Consider the following 15,242-nt stretch of genomic DNA (forward strand, 5'->3'; position numbering starts at 1 on the left):
CGCGGGTGTACCTCGTGGCGCCTGGTGTGGCGGTGGCTTAAATTATCCATGCGGTCAAAAAAGAGCGGATATACGTGGATACCCGGCGATTTTCCTCATGCAAGCCGCGTGCCATCAAATTCATCCGAACGGTCAAAAAATGACCGTGCGCGGTCAGGCCGCCGCGGCGTTCACCAGCGCAGGCGCATCCCGATCTGCCCCTGCCAGCCCGTCTGCTGGGTGTTGCCCACGGCGCTGGTGTAGGCCAGGCCGCCGTAGACCGCCACCTTCCGGTCGAGCTGCCCCACGATGCCGCCGCCCGCCTCGAGCGCGCCGGAGTTGCGGCGGTTGACGACCTGGTCTGCAGGCCCGAGGTAGATCGCGTTGCTGCCGCTGAAGGTGTGCCACAGGTTGAGCTTGAGGTACGGCTTCCACACGCCGCCGCCGGCCTCGAAGCGGCCTTCGAGCCGCGCGCCCAGCCGGCCGGTGACGGCGTTGTCGCGCTGGAAGCGCACGGATGAGATGCCGTCGTCGAAGCTGTCGAGCGAGCTGCGCTGCCAGATCAGCTGCACCTGCGGCTGCAGCGTGATGCTGTCGCTCAGCGGCAGCGGGTAGCCGGCCTCGATCGACGCGGTCACGCTGGTGCCGTGGGGACTGCCCCCGCGCCCCAGCGTGGAGCGCGCGTCGGCCTTGTAGCGGGTGGCCAGCAGCACGGCGTCGCTGTACCAGCCGCTGCTCGCTATGCGGGTCCAGTAGGCGCCCAGGCTGTACCCCTCGACGGTGATGCGGCCGGCCGCTTCGTTGGTGGCACCGTCGGCGATGCCGCTCGCGTTGCCGCTGGCGCGCGTGTAGCCGCCCAGTACGCCGACGCGATGCCGGCCGCCCGATGCGTCGGTGGTGGCCAGGAAGTCGTGGCCCAGCTGCAGGCCGCTGACGCTCCCGTCGAACTGCGGATTCGCGTCGCCGCGCAGGCGCTGGCGCGTGCTCTCGCCGAAAACGCGCCCCCAGGAGGCCTGGCGGCCTTCGCCCGCGGTGCCGCCTGCATCGTCGGCGAGCAACTGCTGGTCGCCCTGCCGGTCGTGGAAGGTGCCCAGCTGCGCCAGCCCGAGGCGGCGCACCGCGATCGGCAGCGCGCTGTACAGCGGAATCTCGGGGCGGTAGAGCTTGACCTGCTCCACCGGCATCGGCGTGCCCGAGGCCTCGGCCTCCTCCAGTGCCTCTTCCAGCGAGCCCACCACCTCGCCGCCGACCAGGTAGCCGTTGTTGCGCAGGTACCAGTTGTAGGGCGCATTGCCCGTCGCGCCGCCGCGGAACAGCCGGTATCTGTAGGCGCCGGCTTCCACCGCCTGGGCGAGCGAGAAGGCGTTGTCGGCCGTTGTCGCGCCGTTCACGGCCTGCACCACCAGGATGCCGTCGGCCAGCGTGGGCGCGCCCAGGCCGCCGCGGTTCACGACGCGGATGGGAGTGCTGCCGGTGGCCGCGCCGCCATCGATCACCAGCCTGTCGGAAGGCGAGTTGTCGCCCGCCAGCACGGTGTTGACCTGCATCAGCGCGCCGCTGCCGCCGAAGTAGTTGCCGCGCACGGTGAAGGCGCCGAAGTTCGTGCCGTCGTTCGGCCCGGGCAGCAGCGTGCCCTGGTTGGTGACGTTGCCGGCGAAGGTGCCCGTGCCGGCCACCGTGGCGCCGGGCAGCACGGTGATGACCGGGCTCGTGAGCGTGGCCGGAAGGGTGAAGCGCCCGGACTCCACTCGCACCGAGTCGGAGAAGCTCGCGTCGGTCAGCCACGACCACGCGGTGCCGCGCATCGTGAGGTTCTGGAAGTTGCGGAACGCGTTGTCGACTGTGCCGCTGCCTTCGAGGAAAGCCAGCGGTCTTGCCGATGCCGCCGTCGGCTGCGCCGCGAATGACCGAGCCCGTTTGCAGGATCAGCGTGCCGAGGCCGAGCGCGCCCATGTAGATCGCGTCGGTGTTGTCGGCGCCGCCGTGTCCCTCGATGGTGCCGGCGTTGACCAGCGTGTCGTTGCCGTTCTGGCCGCGATAGCCGTAGCCGTTGGCGCTCGACAGCGTGGCGCCGGCGCGGTTCTCCACGCGCGAGAAGAAGCTCGTGCCCAGCGTGTTCGCATGCACCGCGTCGGCGCCGCCCGAGGGCGAGTTGGCGCCGGTGGTGGCGATGCTGCCGGTGTTCACCAGCAGGTTGGCCACGAGGTTGCCGCCCTGCAGGTAGACGCCCTTGGCCGAGTTGCCGCTGGTCGAGATGCTGCCGTTGTTGAAGACCGTGTTGCCCGGACCCAGCGTCGAGATGCCGTGCGAGCTGCCGCCCGTGGTGGAGATGCTGCCGTTGTTGGTGATGAGCGTGCGCGTGCTGCTGTTCGACGTGACCAGGATGCCCGAGGTGCCGCTGCTCGTCGTGCGGACCGTGCCGTTGTTGGTCATGGTGTTGTCGTTGCCCGTGGCGACCATTGCCGCGCGCGCCGAGCCCGAGCCGCCCGAGACGGTGATGGTGCCGTTGTTCGTGATGGTGCTGGCGTCGCGCACCAGCAGCGCCTGCGTGGCGTTGGTCGTCAGCGTGGCGCCGTTGTCCACCGTGATCGCGACGCCGGTGCTGCCCGGCGCGGCGATCACGCTGGCCGAGCCGGTGGTCGCGCCGCTGCAGACCACGGTGTCGCCGGTGCCTGGCGTGGCGGTGGGGTCGCAGGCGGCGTTCGCCGCGCCGCCCGCCAGCCCTGCAAGGGCGGCTGCGAGCCATGGAAGAGGAGGCATCGTGAAGGCCGAATTGCGGCGAAGGGACCTGTCGCGCTGCTCCAGACGCATGGCTCGTGCTCCTTCTTGTTGTTCGCAAGGCCGAGGGCCTGGCGCGGCCCATTATTCAGGGCATTCAGCAATGAGGAAACAGACGAACTTCCGTATCACAGGGTCCGACCGGATGCCCGCTCAGCGCCGCACGATGTACCGCGTGACGACCGGCCCCGACTCGCCGATGTGGAAGGCGAGCCTGCGTTCGCGCAGCGCCATGTCGCTGGCAGTGGCGCGGGTGAAGCGCCGCAGGTGGTCGGTCCACGACTCGTCGACGATCTGCTCCACGTAGCGCTCGGGCTGCGCGATGTCGTGCAGCAGCTCCCAGCCGATGGCGCCCTGGCTCAGGCGCGCGCGGCGCGTCTGCTGCATCACGAGGTGGAAGGCGGCGGCGCGCGCGGGGTCGATCAGGTATTCGACGGTGACCACCACGCGGCCGGTCTCCTCGGGGGCTTCCGCGGGCGGACCGACGGCCCAGCCGGCCTGCGCGGGGCTGGTGTCGTCCTCGCCGCTCAGGTCGGTCACCCAGCGCAGCGCCGCGAGCATCAGCAGCGTGCCGCTGACTGCCGCCACGCTCAGGCTCGCGACCAGCGAGCTCAGCGTGGCCACCTGGCCCCAGATGGCGGCGCCGATCGCGCTCGCGCCCATGATCGCCATCTGGTACATCGACATGCCGCGCGCACGCACCCAGTCGGGCAGCGCGAGCTGGGCCGACACCGACAGCGAGTTGGCCACCGTGATCCACGCCATGCCGCCGAAGAACATCGCCGGCACCGCGATCCACGCATTGGGCGCGAAGGCCATCACCGCCGTGGCGCCCGACTGCAAGAGCGTGCCGCGCAGCACCAGCTGGTCGCGGCCCATCGCCTGGCGCAGCCGCGGCAGGAACAGCACCGCGACGATCGCGCCCGCGCCCATGGCCGCCAGCAGCAGCGTGAAGGTGCCTGCGCCGCCGCCCTGGAGGTTGCGCGCCAGCAGCGGCAGCAGCGCCAGCAGCGCGGTCGAGTGGAAGAAGAAGATCGAGATGCGCGTGAGCACCGCGCGCATGCGCTGCGACTGCCGCACGAACTGCACGCCCACGCGCATCGCGCTCACCAGCTTCTCGCGGCCCAGCGGATTGGGCGTGTGCTCGCGCCGCCAGCGCAGCACGACGAAGCCCGATGCCACCGACAGCACCGCGTTCAGCGCGAACACCCAGATGCTGCCCGCGCTCGCGATCAGCATGCCGGCGGTGAGCGGGCCCACGATGCGCGACGCGTTCATCGCGATGCCGTTGAGGCCCAGTGCGGCCGGCAGCTGCGCGCGCGGCACCAGCTCGGGAACGATGGCCGCGAACACCGGCCAGCGCAGCGCCAGCCCGATGCCGTTGGCGAAGGTCAGCGCCAGCAGCAGCGGCGCGGTCATGAGGTCGAGCGCCAGCGCGGCGCACAGCACGATGGCGGTGCCGGCCAGCCAGAACTGCGTGGCCACCAGCCAGCGCCTGCGGTCGAGGATGTCGGCCAGCGCGCCGCTGGGCAGGCCCAGCAGGAACACGGGCAGCGTGGAGGCCGACTGCACCAGCGCCACCCAGATCGGCGAGGAGGTCAGCGTGGTCATCATCCACGCGGCGGCCACGTCGTTCATCCACATGCAGATGTTGGCGACGAGCCAGGTGCTCCACAGCATGCGGAACACGGGAATCTTCAGGGGCACGAGCGCCGCGAATTTCGTCGGCTGCGGCCTCGCGGGCGGGATGGGTGTCTCTTCGGTGGATATGGGGGGCATGTGGCGCTATTTTGGCTCCGCGCCAGCAGAGCCCGCGATCCCGTCATCGCCATCGCGCGAACACCGAGGAACCGGCTTTGCCGGGCCTCAGGTGTTGCCCCCTGCAAGGGGGTTGGCGCAGCGACACGAAGTGCGCGAAGCCTGGGGGTGTGCCTAGGTCCTGTCGCTGCGGGCGAGGCGGTGCTCGAGGCGGCGCAGCAGCGTCGTCAGGATCAGCGTCATCACCCAGTAGATGACGGAGATCGCCAGGTACGGCTCCCAGTAGCGCGCATAGGCGCCGGCCACGGTCCGCGCGGCGTAGGCCAGCTCGGCCAGGCCGATGGCGGAGACCAGCGAGGTGTCCTTCAGCAGCGCGATCGCGTTGTTGCCCAGCGGCGGCAGCATGCGGCGGAAGGCCTGCGGCAGCACCACGTAGCGCATCACCTGCGCGGGCGAGAAGCCCAGCGAGCGGCCCGCGTCGAACTGGCCGCGCGAGATCGACTGGATGCCCGCGCGGAACACTTCCGAGATGTAGGCCGCCGAGTTGAGCGTGAGCGCCACCACGCCCGAGATGAGCGCACCGTGCTCCTGCTTGAGCGTGCGCGCGAGCTCGCCGTCGATCAGCAGGCCCGAGGTCGGATGGATGAACACCGGCATCACCGCGAAGTGGATCAAGAGGATCTGCACGAACAGCGGCGTGCCCCGGAAGAAGCTCACGTACACCGTGGCCGGCCAGCGCAGGAAGAAGCGCGCGACCCAGGTCCATGGCGCGTGGCGCGGCTGCGCAAGCCGCGCGAGCGCGAGGCACAGGCCCCAGCTCGCGCCCAGCAGCACGCAGACCACCGTCATGCGCAGCGTCATCCATGCGCCCTGCCAGAACAGGTCCTTGTATTCCACGAGGATGTCCCATCGGAACCATCCAAACAGCAGGATCGGTTGTTCCATGCTTGCGTCCTCAACTCTCAGTCAACAAAAAAACGAAACGGCCGCTTCGAGGCGGCCGTGTTCGGAGAAATGCCGTGCGGCTCAGCGCACGTTCGGGTCCTTGTTGAACCACTTCTTGTAGATCGTCACGTAGCTGCCGTCGGCGCGGATGGCAGCGAGGCCGGTCGTGAGCTTGTCCAGCAGGGCCTTGTCGCCCTTCTTCACGACGATGCCGAAGCCCTCTTCGGGGAAGGACTTGTCGTCGATGGTCTTCAGCTCGGGGTTCTGGGCCACGCGGTAGGCGATCACGCCGTTGTCGCCCATGGCGGCATCGACGCCGCCGCCGGCCAGCTCGGAAATGATGAGCGGCGTGCTCTCGAAGCGGCGGATGTCGGGGCTGGTCTTGCCGAACTCGCGCGAGGCGATGTCGTCGGCGGTGGAGGCGCTGACCACGGCGATCTTCTTGCCGGCCAGGTCCTTCAGCGAGGCGACCTTGCTGTTCTTCGGCACCGCGATCAGCTGGCGGGCCGCGAAGTACGGCGGCGTGAAGTCGTAGCTCTGCTTGCGCTTCTCGTTGATGGTCACGCCCGAGATCACGAGGTCGACGTCGCCGTTGTTCAGTGCGCCGAAGATGCCGGTGAAGGGCGTGTTGACGATCTTGATCTTCAGGCCCTGCTGCTTGGCGATGGCGTTGATGATGTCGATGTCGAAGCCGACGATCTGCTTGTCCTTGTTCTCGAAGGCGAAGGGCGCGTAGGTGGCGCTGGAGGCCACGATCAGCTCGCGGTTCTGGGCCTGGGCGCCAAAGGCGAGCGTGGCGGCGGCGAGGCCGAAAGCCAGGGCGCGGCGGAGGGAGTTCATTCGAGGTCCTTGTTGTTCGCCGTCCGGCGGGAGGAAGGTGGTGGGCGGGGATTTTAGGCTGTCGCTATCGGTGGCCTTCCGTTGCACCTGTTTCAAGGATCGCCGCACGAGGCCAACCAAGGTTCTCAGGGCGGCGCGAAGGACATCGGCCGGCCCTCGCGGTCCGCTGGCTAGCATCCGGGGCTTTCCGGCCCCAGGAGCGCCTCGCATGACGACACAGCGGCTTGCCTTCCATCTTCTCTGCGGCATCGGCCTCGCATCGGCCGCCGCCATCTCGCTGGCCGCGGCCGACGCACCGGCGCCGCCCTTCGATCCGCAGCGCCTGTCGCAGATCGTGAAGACGGTCTCCGGCGACGACTTCGAGGGCCGCGCGCCGGCCACGCCGGCGGAAGCGAAGACGCTCGACTACCTCGTCGCGCAGTTCAAGGCCGCCGGCCTTGCACCCGGCGGCGATCTCGAAGGCGGCCGCCGCACGTGGACGCAGTCGGTGCCGCTGGTGAAGACCGAGTTCCGCGGCACACCGCAGATCACGCTGCAGGTGGGCGCGCAGCGCGACGCGCTGGCGCAGGGCGAGCAGATCGCGGTGCGCGCGGCGCTCGACGGCTCGACCGCGGTGTCGATCCAGCAGGCGCCGCTGGTCTTCGTGGGCTACGGCGTCAGCGCGCCCGAGCGGCGGTGGGACGACTACAAGGGCGTCGATCTCAAGGGAAAGATCGCCGTGGTGCTGGTGAACGACCCCGACTTCGAGACGGGAAGCGGCGACTTCGGCGGCAAGGCCATGACCTACTACGGCCGCTGGACCTACAAGTTCGAGGAGGCCGCGCGCCGCGGTGCGCTGGGCGTGCTGATCGTGCACGAGACCGCACCGGCCGCCTACGGCTGGGCCACGGTCAAGAACTCCAACACCGCGACCATGCTCGACATCGAGCGCGAGCAGCCCGCGGCGGTGCATCCGAAGCTGGAGGGCTGGATCCAGCGCGACGTGGCGGTCGACCTGCTGCGCCGCGCGGGGCTGGACTTCGAGGCGCAGAAGAAGCTCGCGCAGACGCGCGAGTTCCAGCCGCAGCTGCTGAAGGATGCGAGCCTGTCGGCCGAGTACGCGATCGACCGGCAGGTGATCGTCTCGAAGAACGTGGTCGGCCGCGTCGAGGGCCGCCGGCACCCCGACGAGACCGTGATCTACAGCGCCCACTGGGACCACCTGGGCGTGGGCGCGCCCGACGCGAAGGGCGACCGCATCTACAACGGCGCCGTCGACAACGGCACCGGCCTGGCCGCGCTGGTCGAGATGGGCCGCGCCTTCGCGAGCGCGCGCCACAGGCCCGAGCGCTCGGTCGTGTTCCTCGCCGTGACTGCGGAGGAGCGTGGCCTGCTCGGCTCGGAGTTCTATGGCGCGAAGCCGCTCTATCCGCTGGCGAAGACGGTGGCCGTGATCAACATGGACGCGCTCAGCCCCGAGGGCCCGGCGCGCAACTTCAGCACCTCGGGCAGCGCGGTCTCGCAGCTGCAGGACCTGCTGGTGGAGCAGGCGCGCGGTTTCGGCCTGGCCTATGCGCCCGATCCGCATCCCGAGGCCGGCTACTTCTTCCGCTCCGACCATTTCTCCTTCGCCAAGCGCGGCGTGCCGGCGCTCTCGTTCGCCTCCGGCAACGACCTGGTGGACGGCGGCCTCGCGGCCGGCGAGGCCGCCAGCAAGGCCTACAACGCCGAGCGCTACCACCAGCCGGCCGACGAATGGCGCGCCGACTGGTCCTTCGCCGGCATGGCGCACGACCTGCCGCTGCTCTACCGCGTGGGCGAGACGCTGGCCAACAGCCGGCGCTGGCCGGAGTGGGGGCAGTCGTCGGAGTTCCGCGCGATCCGCGAGGCCAGCCGCGCCGAGCGGCGCTGATTCCGGGGCCCCTCGGAGCACCAGACCTGCGGGAAGGGCAGCCAGGGCAGGCCACCCGGCGTTGCGCTCCTGGCGTGTGCGCGTGCGCACGCGTCGTCCCGCGCCTTGATCGGCCCGCCCTGGTTGCCCTTCGAGGCCCCGGAAACAGTGTGAACGGGCCCTATGCTCCGCGCGAGCGGCCTGTGCCGGCGCCCAGGTGCGCCAGCGGCAGCGCGCTGCTGGCCTTCACCTCGCCCAGCGAGAAGCTGGTGTGCAGGTCCTTCACGTTGGGCAGGTTCATCAGGTGCTGGCGTGCGAAGGCCGAGAAGCTGTCGAGGTCCTGCGCCACCACCTGCAGCTCGAAGGTGCCGGTGCCGCTGATGTAGTGGCAGGCGATCACGTCGGGCAGCTTGCGGATCGCGTCTTCCAGCCGGCGCGTGGCCTCGTGGGTGACGCGCTCCGTGTCGACCCGCACGAAGGCGAGCACGCCCAGGCCGATCTTGTGGCGGTCGATCTCGGCGTGGTAGCCCTTGATGAAGCCGGCCTCCTCCAGCGCGCGCACCCGGCGCCAGCAGGGCGCGGCCGACAGGCCCACGCGCTGCGCAAGCTCGGCGTTGGTGAGGCGTCCATCGGCCTGCAGTTCTTGCAGGATTGCGAGGTCGAACTTGTCGATGCTTTCCATGGATGCCGATGTTAAGCAAGATTCTTTCTGGAAGCGCGTTTTTCAAGGCAGAGAACGCAAACACCTGTCGCGGACCCCGGCATACACTTTGCGTGATCATGGGCTCGTGCCCTACCCGGGCACAGACCCAGAAACAGCCAGGCCCATGAGGCCCTGCCAAACGGAGACAGACGACATGAATGCACCGCTACCCGCGCACATTCGCAAGGCCCTAGAAACCGTCACGCTCGACGACAAGTACTCCCTCGACTACGGCCGCGCATTCATGAGCGGCGTCCAGGCCCTTGTGAAGCTGCCCATGCTGCAGCGGCTGCGCGACAAGCACGCCGGCAAGAACACCGCCGGCTTCATCAGCGGATACCGCGGCTCCCCGCTCGGCGGCTACGACCAGGCGCTGTGGAAGGCCAGCAAGTTCCTCAAGGAACAGAACATCGTCTTCCAGCCCGGCGTGAACGAGGAGCTCGCCGCCACCGCGCTGTGGGGCACCCAGCAGTTGGGCTTCTCCCCGCAGGGCACCAACAAGTTCGACGGCGTCTTCGGCATCTGGTACGGCAAGGGCCCGGGCGTGGACCGCTGCTCCGACGTCTTCAAGCACGCCAACATGGCCGGCACCACCGAGTACGGCGGCGTGATCGCGGTGGCGGGCGACGACCATATCTCCAAGAGCTCCACCGCCGCGCACCAGAGCGACCACATCTTCAAGGCCTGCGGCACGCCGGTGTTCTTCCCGGCGAACGTGCAGGAAATCCTCGACCTGGGCATCCACGCCTTCGCCATGAGCCGCTTCGCGGGCGTGTGGTCGGGCATGAAGACGATCCAGGAGATCGTCGAGTCGAGCGCCACCGCCATGATCGACCCCGACCGCGTCGAGATCGTCATTCCCACCGACTTCGAGATGCCGCCCGGCGGCCTGCACATCCGCTGGCCCGACCACGCGCTGGAGCAGGAAGCCCGGCTCATGCACTACAAGTGGTACGCCGCGCTGGCCTACATCCGTGCCAACCGGCTCAACCACAACGTGATCGAGGGCCCGAACGACCGCTTCGGCATCATGGCCAGCGGCAAGGCCTACAACGACACCCGCCAGGCGCTCATCGACCTGGGCCTGGACGACGCGGCCTGCCGCCAGCTCGGCATCCGCCTGCACAAGGTGGGCGTGGTGTGGCCGCTGGAGGCACAGCTCACGCGCCAGTTCGCCACCGGCCTGCAGGAGATCCTGGTGGTCGAAGAGAAGCGCCAGGTCATCGAATACCAGCTCAAGGAGGAGCTCTACAACTGGCGCCCCGACGTGCGGCCCAACGTGGTCGGCAAGTTCGACGAGGGCGAGGTGCACGCGGCCGAGGGCTATTCGGGCGGGGAATGGTCGATGCCGAACCCGACCTCGCACACGCTGCTGCGTGCCAATGCCGACCTGAACCCGGCGCTCATCGCCAAGGCCATCGCCTCGCGCCTGAAGAAGACCGGCCTGCTGGCCGCGGCCGGCGCCGACATGGCCGCGCGCATCGACGCGCAGCTCGCCATCCTGGAAGCCAAGGAGCGCTCGATGGCGCTGCAGCAGGCCTCCACCGGCGTGGCCGACGCCACGCGCCAGCCGTGGTTCTGCTCGGGCTGCCCGCACAACACCAGCACCGTGGTGCCCGAGGGCTCGCGCGCGATGGGCGGCATCGGCTGCCACTTCATGGCGACCTGGATGGACCGCTCCACCATCGGCTTCACGCAGATGGGCGGCGAGGGCGTGCCGTGGGTGGGCCAGCAGCCCTTCACCACCGACCAGCACATCTTCGCGAACCTGGGTGACGGCACCTACTTCCACAGCGGCCTGCTCGCCATCCGCCAGAGCATCGCGGCGGGCGTGAACATCACCTACAAGATCCTCTACAACGACGCGGTTGCCATGACCGGCGGCCAGACGGTGGGCGAGCGCCCCGAGGGCCACTCGGTGCTGCAGATCGCCGAGAGCCTGCATGCCGAGGGCGCGGCCAAGGTCGTCATCGTGACCGACGAGCCCGAGAAGTACGAGGGCGTGAGCATCCCCGGCGACCACGTGCAGGTGAAGCACCGCGACCTGCTCGACGACGTGCAGCGCGAGTTCCGCAAGATTCCCGGCACCACGGCCATCATCTACGACCAGACCTGCGCCACCGAGAAGCGCCGCCGCCGCAAGCGCGGCACGGCGGTCGATCCGGCGAAGCGCGTGGTCATCAACGAGCTGGTCTGCGAAGGCTGCGGCGACTGCAGCGTGCAGAGCAACTGCCTGAGCGTGGAGCCGCTGGAGACCGAATTCGGCCGCAAGCGCACCATCAACCAGAGCAGCTGCAACAAGGACATGAGCTGCCTGAAGGGCTTCTGCCCCAGCTTCGTGACCGTCGAGGGCGGCCAGCTCAAGAAGAAGGGCAAGAACAAGGCGGCCACGCCGGCCGAGTTCGGCCTCCTGCCTGAGCCTTCGATCCCGTCGCTGGAAGGCGGCCGGGTCTGGGGCGTGGTGGTGGCGGGCGTCGGCGGTACCGGCGTGATCACCATCGGCCAGCTGCTGGGCATGGCGGCGCACATCGAAGCCAAGGGCATCGTCACGCAGGACGCGGCCGGCCTCGCGCAGAAGGGCGGCGCCACCTGGAGCCACGTGCTCATCGGCGACACGCAGGACGACATCCGCACCACCCGCGTGGGCACCGCGGCGGCAGACCTGATCCTGGCCTGCGACCCGCTGGTCACGGTGAACGCCGAGACCATGGCCCGCATGCGCGAAGGGCGCACGCACGTGGCGCTCAACAGCCACAGCTCGCCGACGGCCGCCTTCGTGCGCAACGCCAACTGGAAGAATCCGGAAGAAGCCTGCGCCGCCGAGATCGCACGCGCCGTGGGCGCCGACGGGGTGGGCAGCTTCGATGCCGACGCCGCAGCGACCACGCTGATGGGCGACACCATCTACGTCAACCCGATGATCCTGGGCTACGCCTGGCAGAAGGGCTGGATCCCGCTGGCGCACGAATCGCTGATGCGCGCCATCGAGCTGAACGCCGTGGCCGTCGATAACAACAAGGCGGCCTTCGAATGGGGCCGCCAGGCGGCGGTGCGGCCGGAAGAGCTGAACAAGCGCATTCGCCCGGGCCAGGTCATCGAGTTCAAGAAGCGCGAGTCGGTCGAGAGCATCGTCGAGCGCCGCGCGGAGTTCCTCATCGGTTACCAGAACGCCGCGTACGCCGAGGAATACAAGCGCTTCGTCGGCAAGGTGCGCCAGGCCGAGTCGGCCGCGGGCAAGAGCACCGCGCTGACCGAGGCGGTGGCGCGCTATCTCTTCAAGCTGATGGCGTACAAGGACGAGTACGAAGTCGCCCGCCTGCACAGCGACCCGGCCTTCCTCGGCCGCATCGAAGGCATGTTCGAGGGCCAGATGGGCAAGGACTTCAAGCTCAACTACCACCTGGCGCCGCCGATCGTCGCGAAGAAGAACGCCAAGGGCCAGCTGCAGAAGCAGAAGTTCGGCCCGTGGATGCTCACCGGCTTCAGGCTGCTGGCCAGGCTCAAGGGCCTGCGCGGCACGGCGCTCGACATCTTCGGCCGCACCGAGGAACGCCGTACCGAACGCGCGCTGATCGGCGAGTACCGCGCTGCCATCGAGGAAGTCATCGGCGCCCTGCGCACCGACAACCACGCGCTGGCGCTGGAAATCGCGAGCCTGCCCGAGCAGATCCGCGGCTACGGCCACGTCAAGGACCGCAACCTGGCGGCCGCCCGCACCCGCTGGAGCGAGCTGATGGCCAGGTGGCGCAATCCGCAGGGGCAGCGCGCGGCGGCCTGAGCCTCGGGCCGGCCGGGCATGCAAAAGGGCGCCTGCGGGCGCCCTTTGCTATTGAATCGATAGCGATCGAGAGCAGCAGGAACTGCTGGAAAGCCCTCCCCACCGCGCCGGATAAGCGCTCCGGGCGGCGATCCGCGCCGAATACAATGCCCGGTGCTGTGCGCGGCCAGGCCCCGCCGCGCTTTGACTTGGCGCACCCGCATCCCGCGTGGCCGCGAACCCCAAGGAACCGCGGGCGTGGCCCGCGCTCCCACACTTTTTCTTTCTCTTCCCTCTGCTGGAGACTCTCTTGTTCATTTCCTCTGCTTTCGCCCAGACCGCGCCCGCTGCAGGCGGCGGCGACATGATGTCCTCGCTCGGCAGCATGCTGCCCCTCGTGCTGATGTTCGTGGTGCTGTACTTCGTCATGATCCGGCCCCAGATGAAGCGCCAGAAGGAAGCCCGCGCCATGATCGAGGCGCTCGCCAAGGGCGACGAGGTCGCCACCGCCGGCGGCCTGCTCGGCAAGATCACCTCGCTGAACGACCAGTACCTGGGCCTCGAGATCGCCAACGGCATCGAGATCAAGATCCAGCGCAGCGCGGTGGTGCAGGTCCTGCCCAAGGGCACCGTCAAATAAAGGCGTGAGCTGACCTTGCGCCTTCGGGCGCGGGGCCCCAATTCACGCCGTGTTCCGTTTCAGAAAAAGCGCTTTCTCATGAACCGTTACCCGGTCTGGAAGTACGCGATCATCCTGGTCGTGCTGCTCGTGGGGCTCATCTACGCCCTGCCCAATTTCTTCGGTGAGGCGCCTGCGGTGCAGGTGTCGGCGGCGAAGTCCACCGTCAAGATCGACGCGTCGACCCAGGCCAGGGTGCAGGAACTGCTCAAGACGGCAGGCCTCACGCCCGACCTGCTGACCCTCGAGCCCACCGCGGTGCGCGCCCGCTTCGCGACCACCGACGACCAGATCAAGGCACGCGACACGCTCCAGCAGGCACTGGTGCCCGATGCCGACGACGCCTCGTACACGGTGGCGCTCAACCTCGTGTCGCGCTCGCCCTCGTGGCTGACGGCGCTGCACGCCTTCCCGATGTACCTGGGCCTTGACCTGCGCGGCGGCGTCGACTTCCTGCTGCAGGTCGACATGCGCGGCGTGCTCGACAAGAAGGCCGAGTCCTTCGCCGGCGACATCCGCATGGGTCTGCGCGAGAAGAAGGTGCGCGGCAGCGCCGTGAACCGCAACGGCCAGACCGTCGAGATCACCCTGCGCGACGCCGACAGCGTCGAGATCGCCCGGCGCCTGATCCAGGACCAGATGCCCGACCTGAGCACGGTCGAGACCCAGCAGGGCAGCGAATGGCGCATCGTGGCCAGCATCAAGCCCGAGGCCGCCCGCCGCTTCCAGGACGCGGCGCTCAAGCAGAACGTGACCACCCTGCACAACCGGATCAACGAACTCGGCGTGGCCGAACCCGTGATCCAGCAGCAGGGCATCGACCGCATCGTCGTGCAGCTGCCCGGCATGCAGGACCCGGCCCAGGCCAAGCGGATCATCGGCCGCACCGCCACGCTCGAGATGCGCCTGGTGGACGAAAGCGCCGAAGGCCGTGCCGCTGAACTGAGCGGCGGCCCCGTGCCCTTCGGCTCCGAGAAATTCCTCGACCGCCAGGGCCGTCCCGTGATCGTCAAGAAGCAGGTGCTCGTCACCGGCGAGAACCTCACCGACGCGCAGCCCGGCTTCGACCAGCAGAGCAACCAGCCCAAGGTCGACCTGACGATGGACTCCAAGGGCGGCACCATCATGCGTGACGTCAGCCGCGAGAACTACAAGAAGCGCATGGCCATGCTGATCTTCGAGAAGGGCAAGGGCGAAGTGCTCACGGCTCCCTCGATCAACGGCGAGCTCGGCAACCGCTTCCAGGTCTCGGGCTCGATGAGCGTGGCCGAAGCCAACGACCTCGCGCTGCTGCTGCGCGCCGGCTCGCTGGCCGCACCCATGGAAATCATCCAGGAACGCACCATCGGCCCGACGCAGGGCGCCGAGAACATCAAGAAGGGCTTCGACAGCGTGATGTACGGCTTCGCCGCGATCATGGTGTTCATGTGCATCTACTACGCGCTGTTCGGCCTGTTCTCGTCGATCGCGCTGGCCGTCAACCTGCTGCTGCTGGTGGCCATCCTCTCCATCCTGCAGGCCACGCTGACGCTGCCGGGCATCGCTGCCATGGCGCTGGCCATCGGCGTCGCCATCGACTCCAACGTGCTGATCAACGAGCGGGTGCGCGAGGAGCTGCGCAACGGGGCGTCGCCGCAGGCGGCGATCCATGCGGGCTACGAGCGCGCCTGGGGCACCATCCTGGACTCGAACGTGACCACGCTGATCGCGGGCATCGCGCTGCTGGCCTTCGGTTCGGGCCCGGTGCGCGGCTTCGCGGTGGTGCACTGCATCGGCATCGTCACCTCGATGTTCTCGGCCGTGTTCTTCTCGCGCGGCCTCGTGAACTTCTGGTACGGCCAGAAGAAGAAGCTCAAGTCGGTGTCCATCGGTACGGTGTGGCGCCCCTCGACCGGCGGCACGGCCGCGGCCGAAACCAAGTAAGCGGCAGAAG

Annotated in this window: 10 protein-coding genes; 5 read left to right on the forward strand and 5 right to left on the reverse strand. The window is 68.8% G+C overall.

Annotation, left to right across the window (positions count from 1 at the left end; all coding sequences use genetic code 11):
- Positions 1 to 170 precede the first annotated feature (170 nt).
- Positions 171 to 1,784: an autotransporter family protein gene (locus G369_RS39385; RefSeq protein WP_019653886.1), complete on the reverse strand. Its 1,614-nt coding sequence runs from the start codon at positions 1,782 to 1,784 to the stop codon at positions 171 to 173.
- Positions 1,785 to 2,029: 245 nt separating this feature from the next.
- Here G369_RS39385 and G369_RS39390 point away from each other — a divergent pair, with 245 nt between their 5' ends.
- Positions 2,030 to 2,203: a hypothetical protein gene (locus tag G369_RS39390; protein WP_019653887.1), complete on the forward strand. Its 174-nt coding sequence runs from the start codon at positions 2,030 to 2,032 to the stop codon at positions 2,201 to 2,203.
- Positions 2,204 to 2,910: 707 nt separating this feature from the next.
- Here G369_RS39390 and G369_RS0110130 read toward each other — a convergent pair.
- From G369_RS0110130 to G369_RS0110140, 3 genes are all read right to left on the reverse strand, one after another.
- Positions 2,911 to 4,536 (reverse strand): MFS transporter, encoded by a 1,626-nt coding sequence (locus G369_RS0110130; RefSeq protein WP_019653889.1) that lies wholly within the window; start codon positions 4,534 to 4,536, stop codon positions 2,911 to 2,913.
- Positions 4,537 to 4,689: 153 nt separating this feature from the next.
- Positions 4,690 to 5,460, reverse strand: coding sequence for an amino acid ABC transporter permease (locus G369_RS0110135; RefSeq protein ID WP_019653890.1), 771 nt, complete (start codon positions 5,458 to 5,460; stop codon positions 4,690 to 4,692).
- A gap of 81 nt (positions 5,461 to 5,541) precedes the next feature.
- The gene (locus G369_RS0110140) at positions 5,542 to 6,300 is read right to left on the reverse strand and encodes a basic amino acid ABC transporter substrate-binding protein (protein WP_019653891.1); all 759 of its coding nucleotides are present in this window, start codon (positions 6,298 to 6,300) and stop codon (positions 5,542 to 5,544) included.
- 208 nt (positions 6,301 to 6,508) lie between these two features.
- On the opposite strand from G369_RS0110140, the gene G369_RS0110145 reads away from it, so the two are divergent.
- Positions 6,509 to 8,191 (forward strand): M28 family metallopeptidase, encoded by a 1,683-nt coding sequence (locus G369_RS0110145; protein ID WP_019653892.1) that lies wholly within the window; start codon positions 6,509 to 6,511, stop codon positions 8,189 to 8,191.
- A gap of 160 nt (positions 8,192 to 8,351) precedes the next feature.
- Here G369_RS0110145 and G369_RS0110150 read toward each other — a convergent pair whose 3' ends face one another.
- Positions 8,352 to 8,852, reverse strand: coding sequence for an Lrp/AsnC family transcriptional regulator (locus G369_RS0110150; protein WP_019653893.1), 501 nt, complete (start codon positions 8,850 to 8,852; stop codon positions 8,352 to 8,354).
- A 175-nt stretch (positions 8,853 to 9,027) separates the two neighbouring features.
- On the opposite strand from G369_RS0110150, the gene G369_RS0110155 reads away from it, so the two are divergent.
- The 3 genes from G369_RS0110155 (at position 9,028) to secD (ending at position 15,232) form a co-directional block, all read left to right on the forward strand.
- Positions 9,028 to 12,651 carry an indolepyruvate ferredoxin oxidoreductase family protein gene (locus tag G369_RS0110155; protein ID WP_019653894.1) on the forward strand — a complete coding sequence of 1,208 codons (3,624 nt, stop codon included), beginning with the start codon at positions 9,028 to 9,030 and terminating at the stop codon, positions 12,649 to 12,651.
- A gap of 289 nt (positions 12,652 to 12,940) precedes the next feature.
- A complete protein-coding gene (gene yajC / locus G369_RS0110160; protein WP_019653895.1) occupies positions 12,941 to 13,270 on the forward strand; it encodes a preprotein translocase subunit YajC in 330 nt (109 codons plus the stop codon).
- A 78-nt stretch (positions 13,271 to 13,348) separates the two neighbouring features.
- Positions 13,349 to 15,232, forward strand: coding sequence for a protein translocase subunit SecD (gene secD / locus G369_RS0110165; protein ID WP_019653896.1), 1,884 nt, complete (start codon positions 13,349 to 13,351; stop codon positions 15,230 to 15,232).
- The last annotated feature ends 10 nt before the right edge of the window (positions 15,233 to 15,242 follow it).

The sequence above is a fragment of the Variovorax atrisoli 110B genome, assembly GCF_000382045.1.
GTDB lineage: Bacteria > Pseudomonadota > Gammaproteobacteria > Burkholderiales > Burkholderiaceae_C > Variovorax > Variovorax atrisoli.

Excerpts from the sequence above, each read along its gene's own strand:
- G369_RS39385 (WP_019653886.1), bottom strand. The coding sequence starts at position 1,784 with ATGCGCGGCACCGCGTGGTCGTGGCTGACCGACGCGAGCTTCTCCGAC.
- G369_RS0110130 (WP_019653889.1), bottom strand. The coding sequence starts at position 4,536 with ATGCCCCCCATATCCACCGAAGAGACACCCATCCCGCCCGCGAGGCCG.
- G369_RS0110135 (WP_019653890.1), bottom strand. The coding sequence starts at position 5,460 with ATGGAACAACCGATCCTGCTGTTTGGATGGTTCCGATGGGACATCCTC.
- G369_RS0110140 (WP_019653891.1), bottom strand. The coding sequence starts at position 6,300 with ATGAACTCCCTCCGCCGCGCCCTGGCTTTCGGCCTCGCCGCCGCCACG.
- G369_RS0110145 (WP_019653892.1), top strand. The coding sequence starts at position 6,509 with ATGACGACACAGCGGCTTGCCTTCCATCTTCTCTGCGGCATCGGCCTC.
- G369_RS0110150 (WP_019653893.1), bottom strand. The coding sequence starts at position 8,852 with ATGGAAAGCATCGACAAGTTCGACCTCGCAATCCTGCAAGAACTGCAG.
- G369_RS0110155 (WP_019653894.1), top strand. The coding sequence starts at position 9,028 with ATGAATGCACCGCTACCCGCGCACATTCGCAAGGCCCTAGAAACCGTC.
- secD (WP_019653896.1), top strand. The coding sequence starts at position 13,349 with ATGAACCGTTACCCGGTCTGGAAGTACGCGATCATCCTGGTCGTGCTG.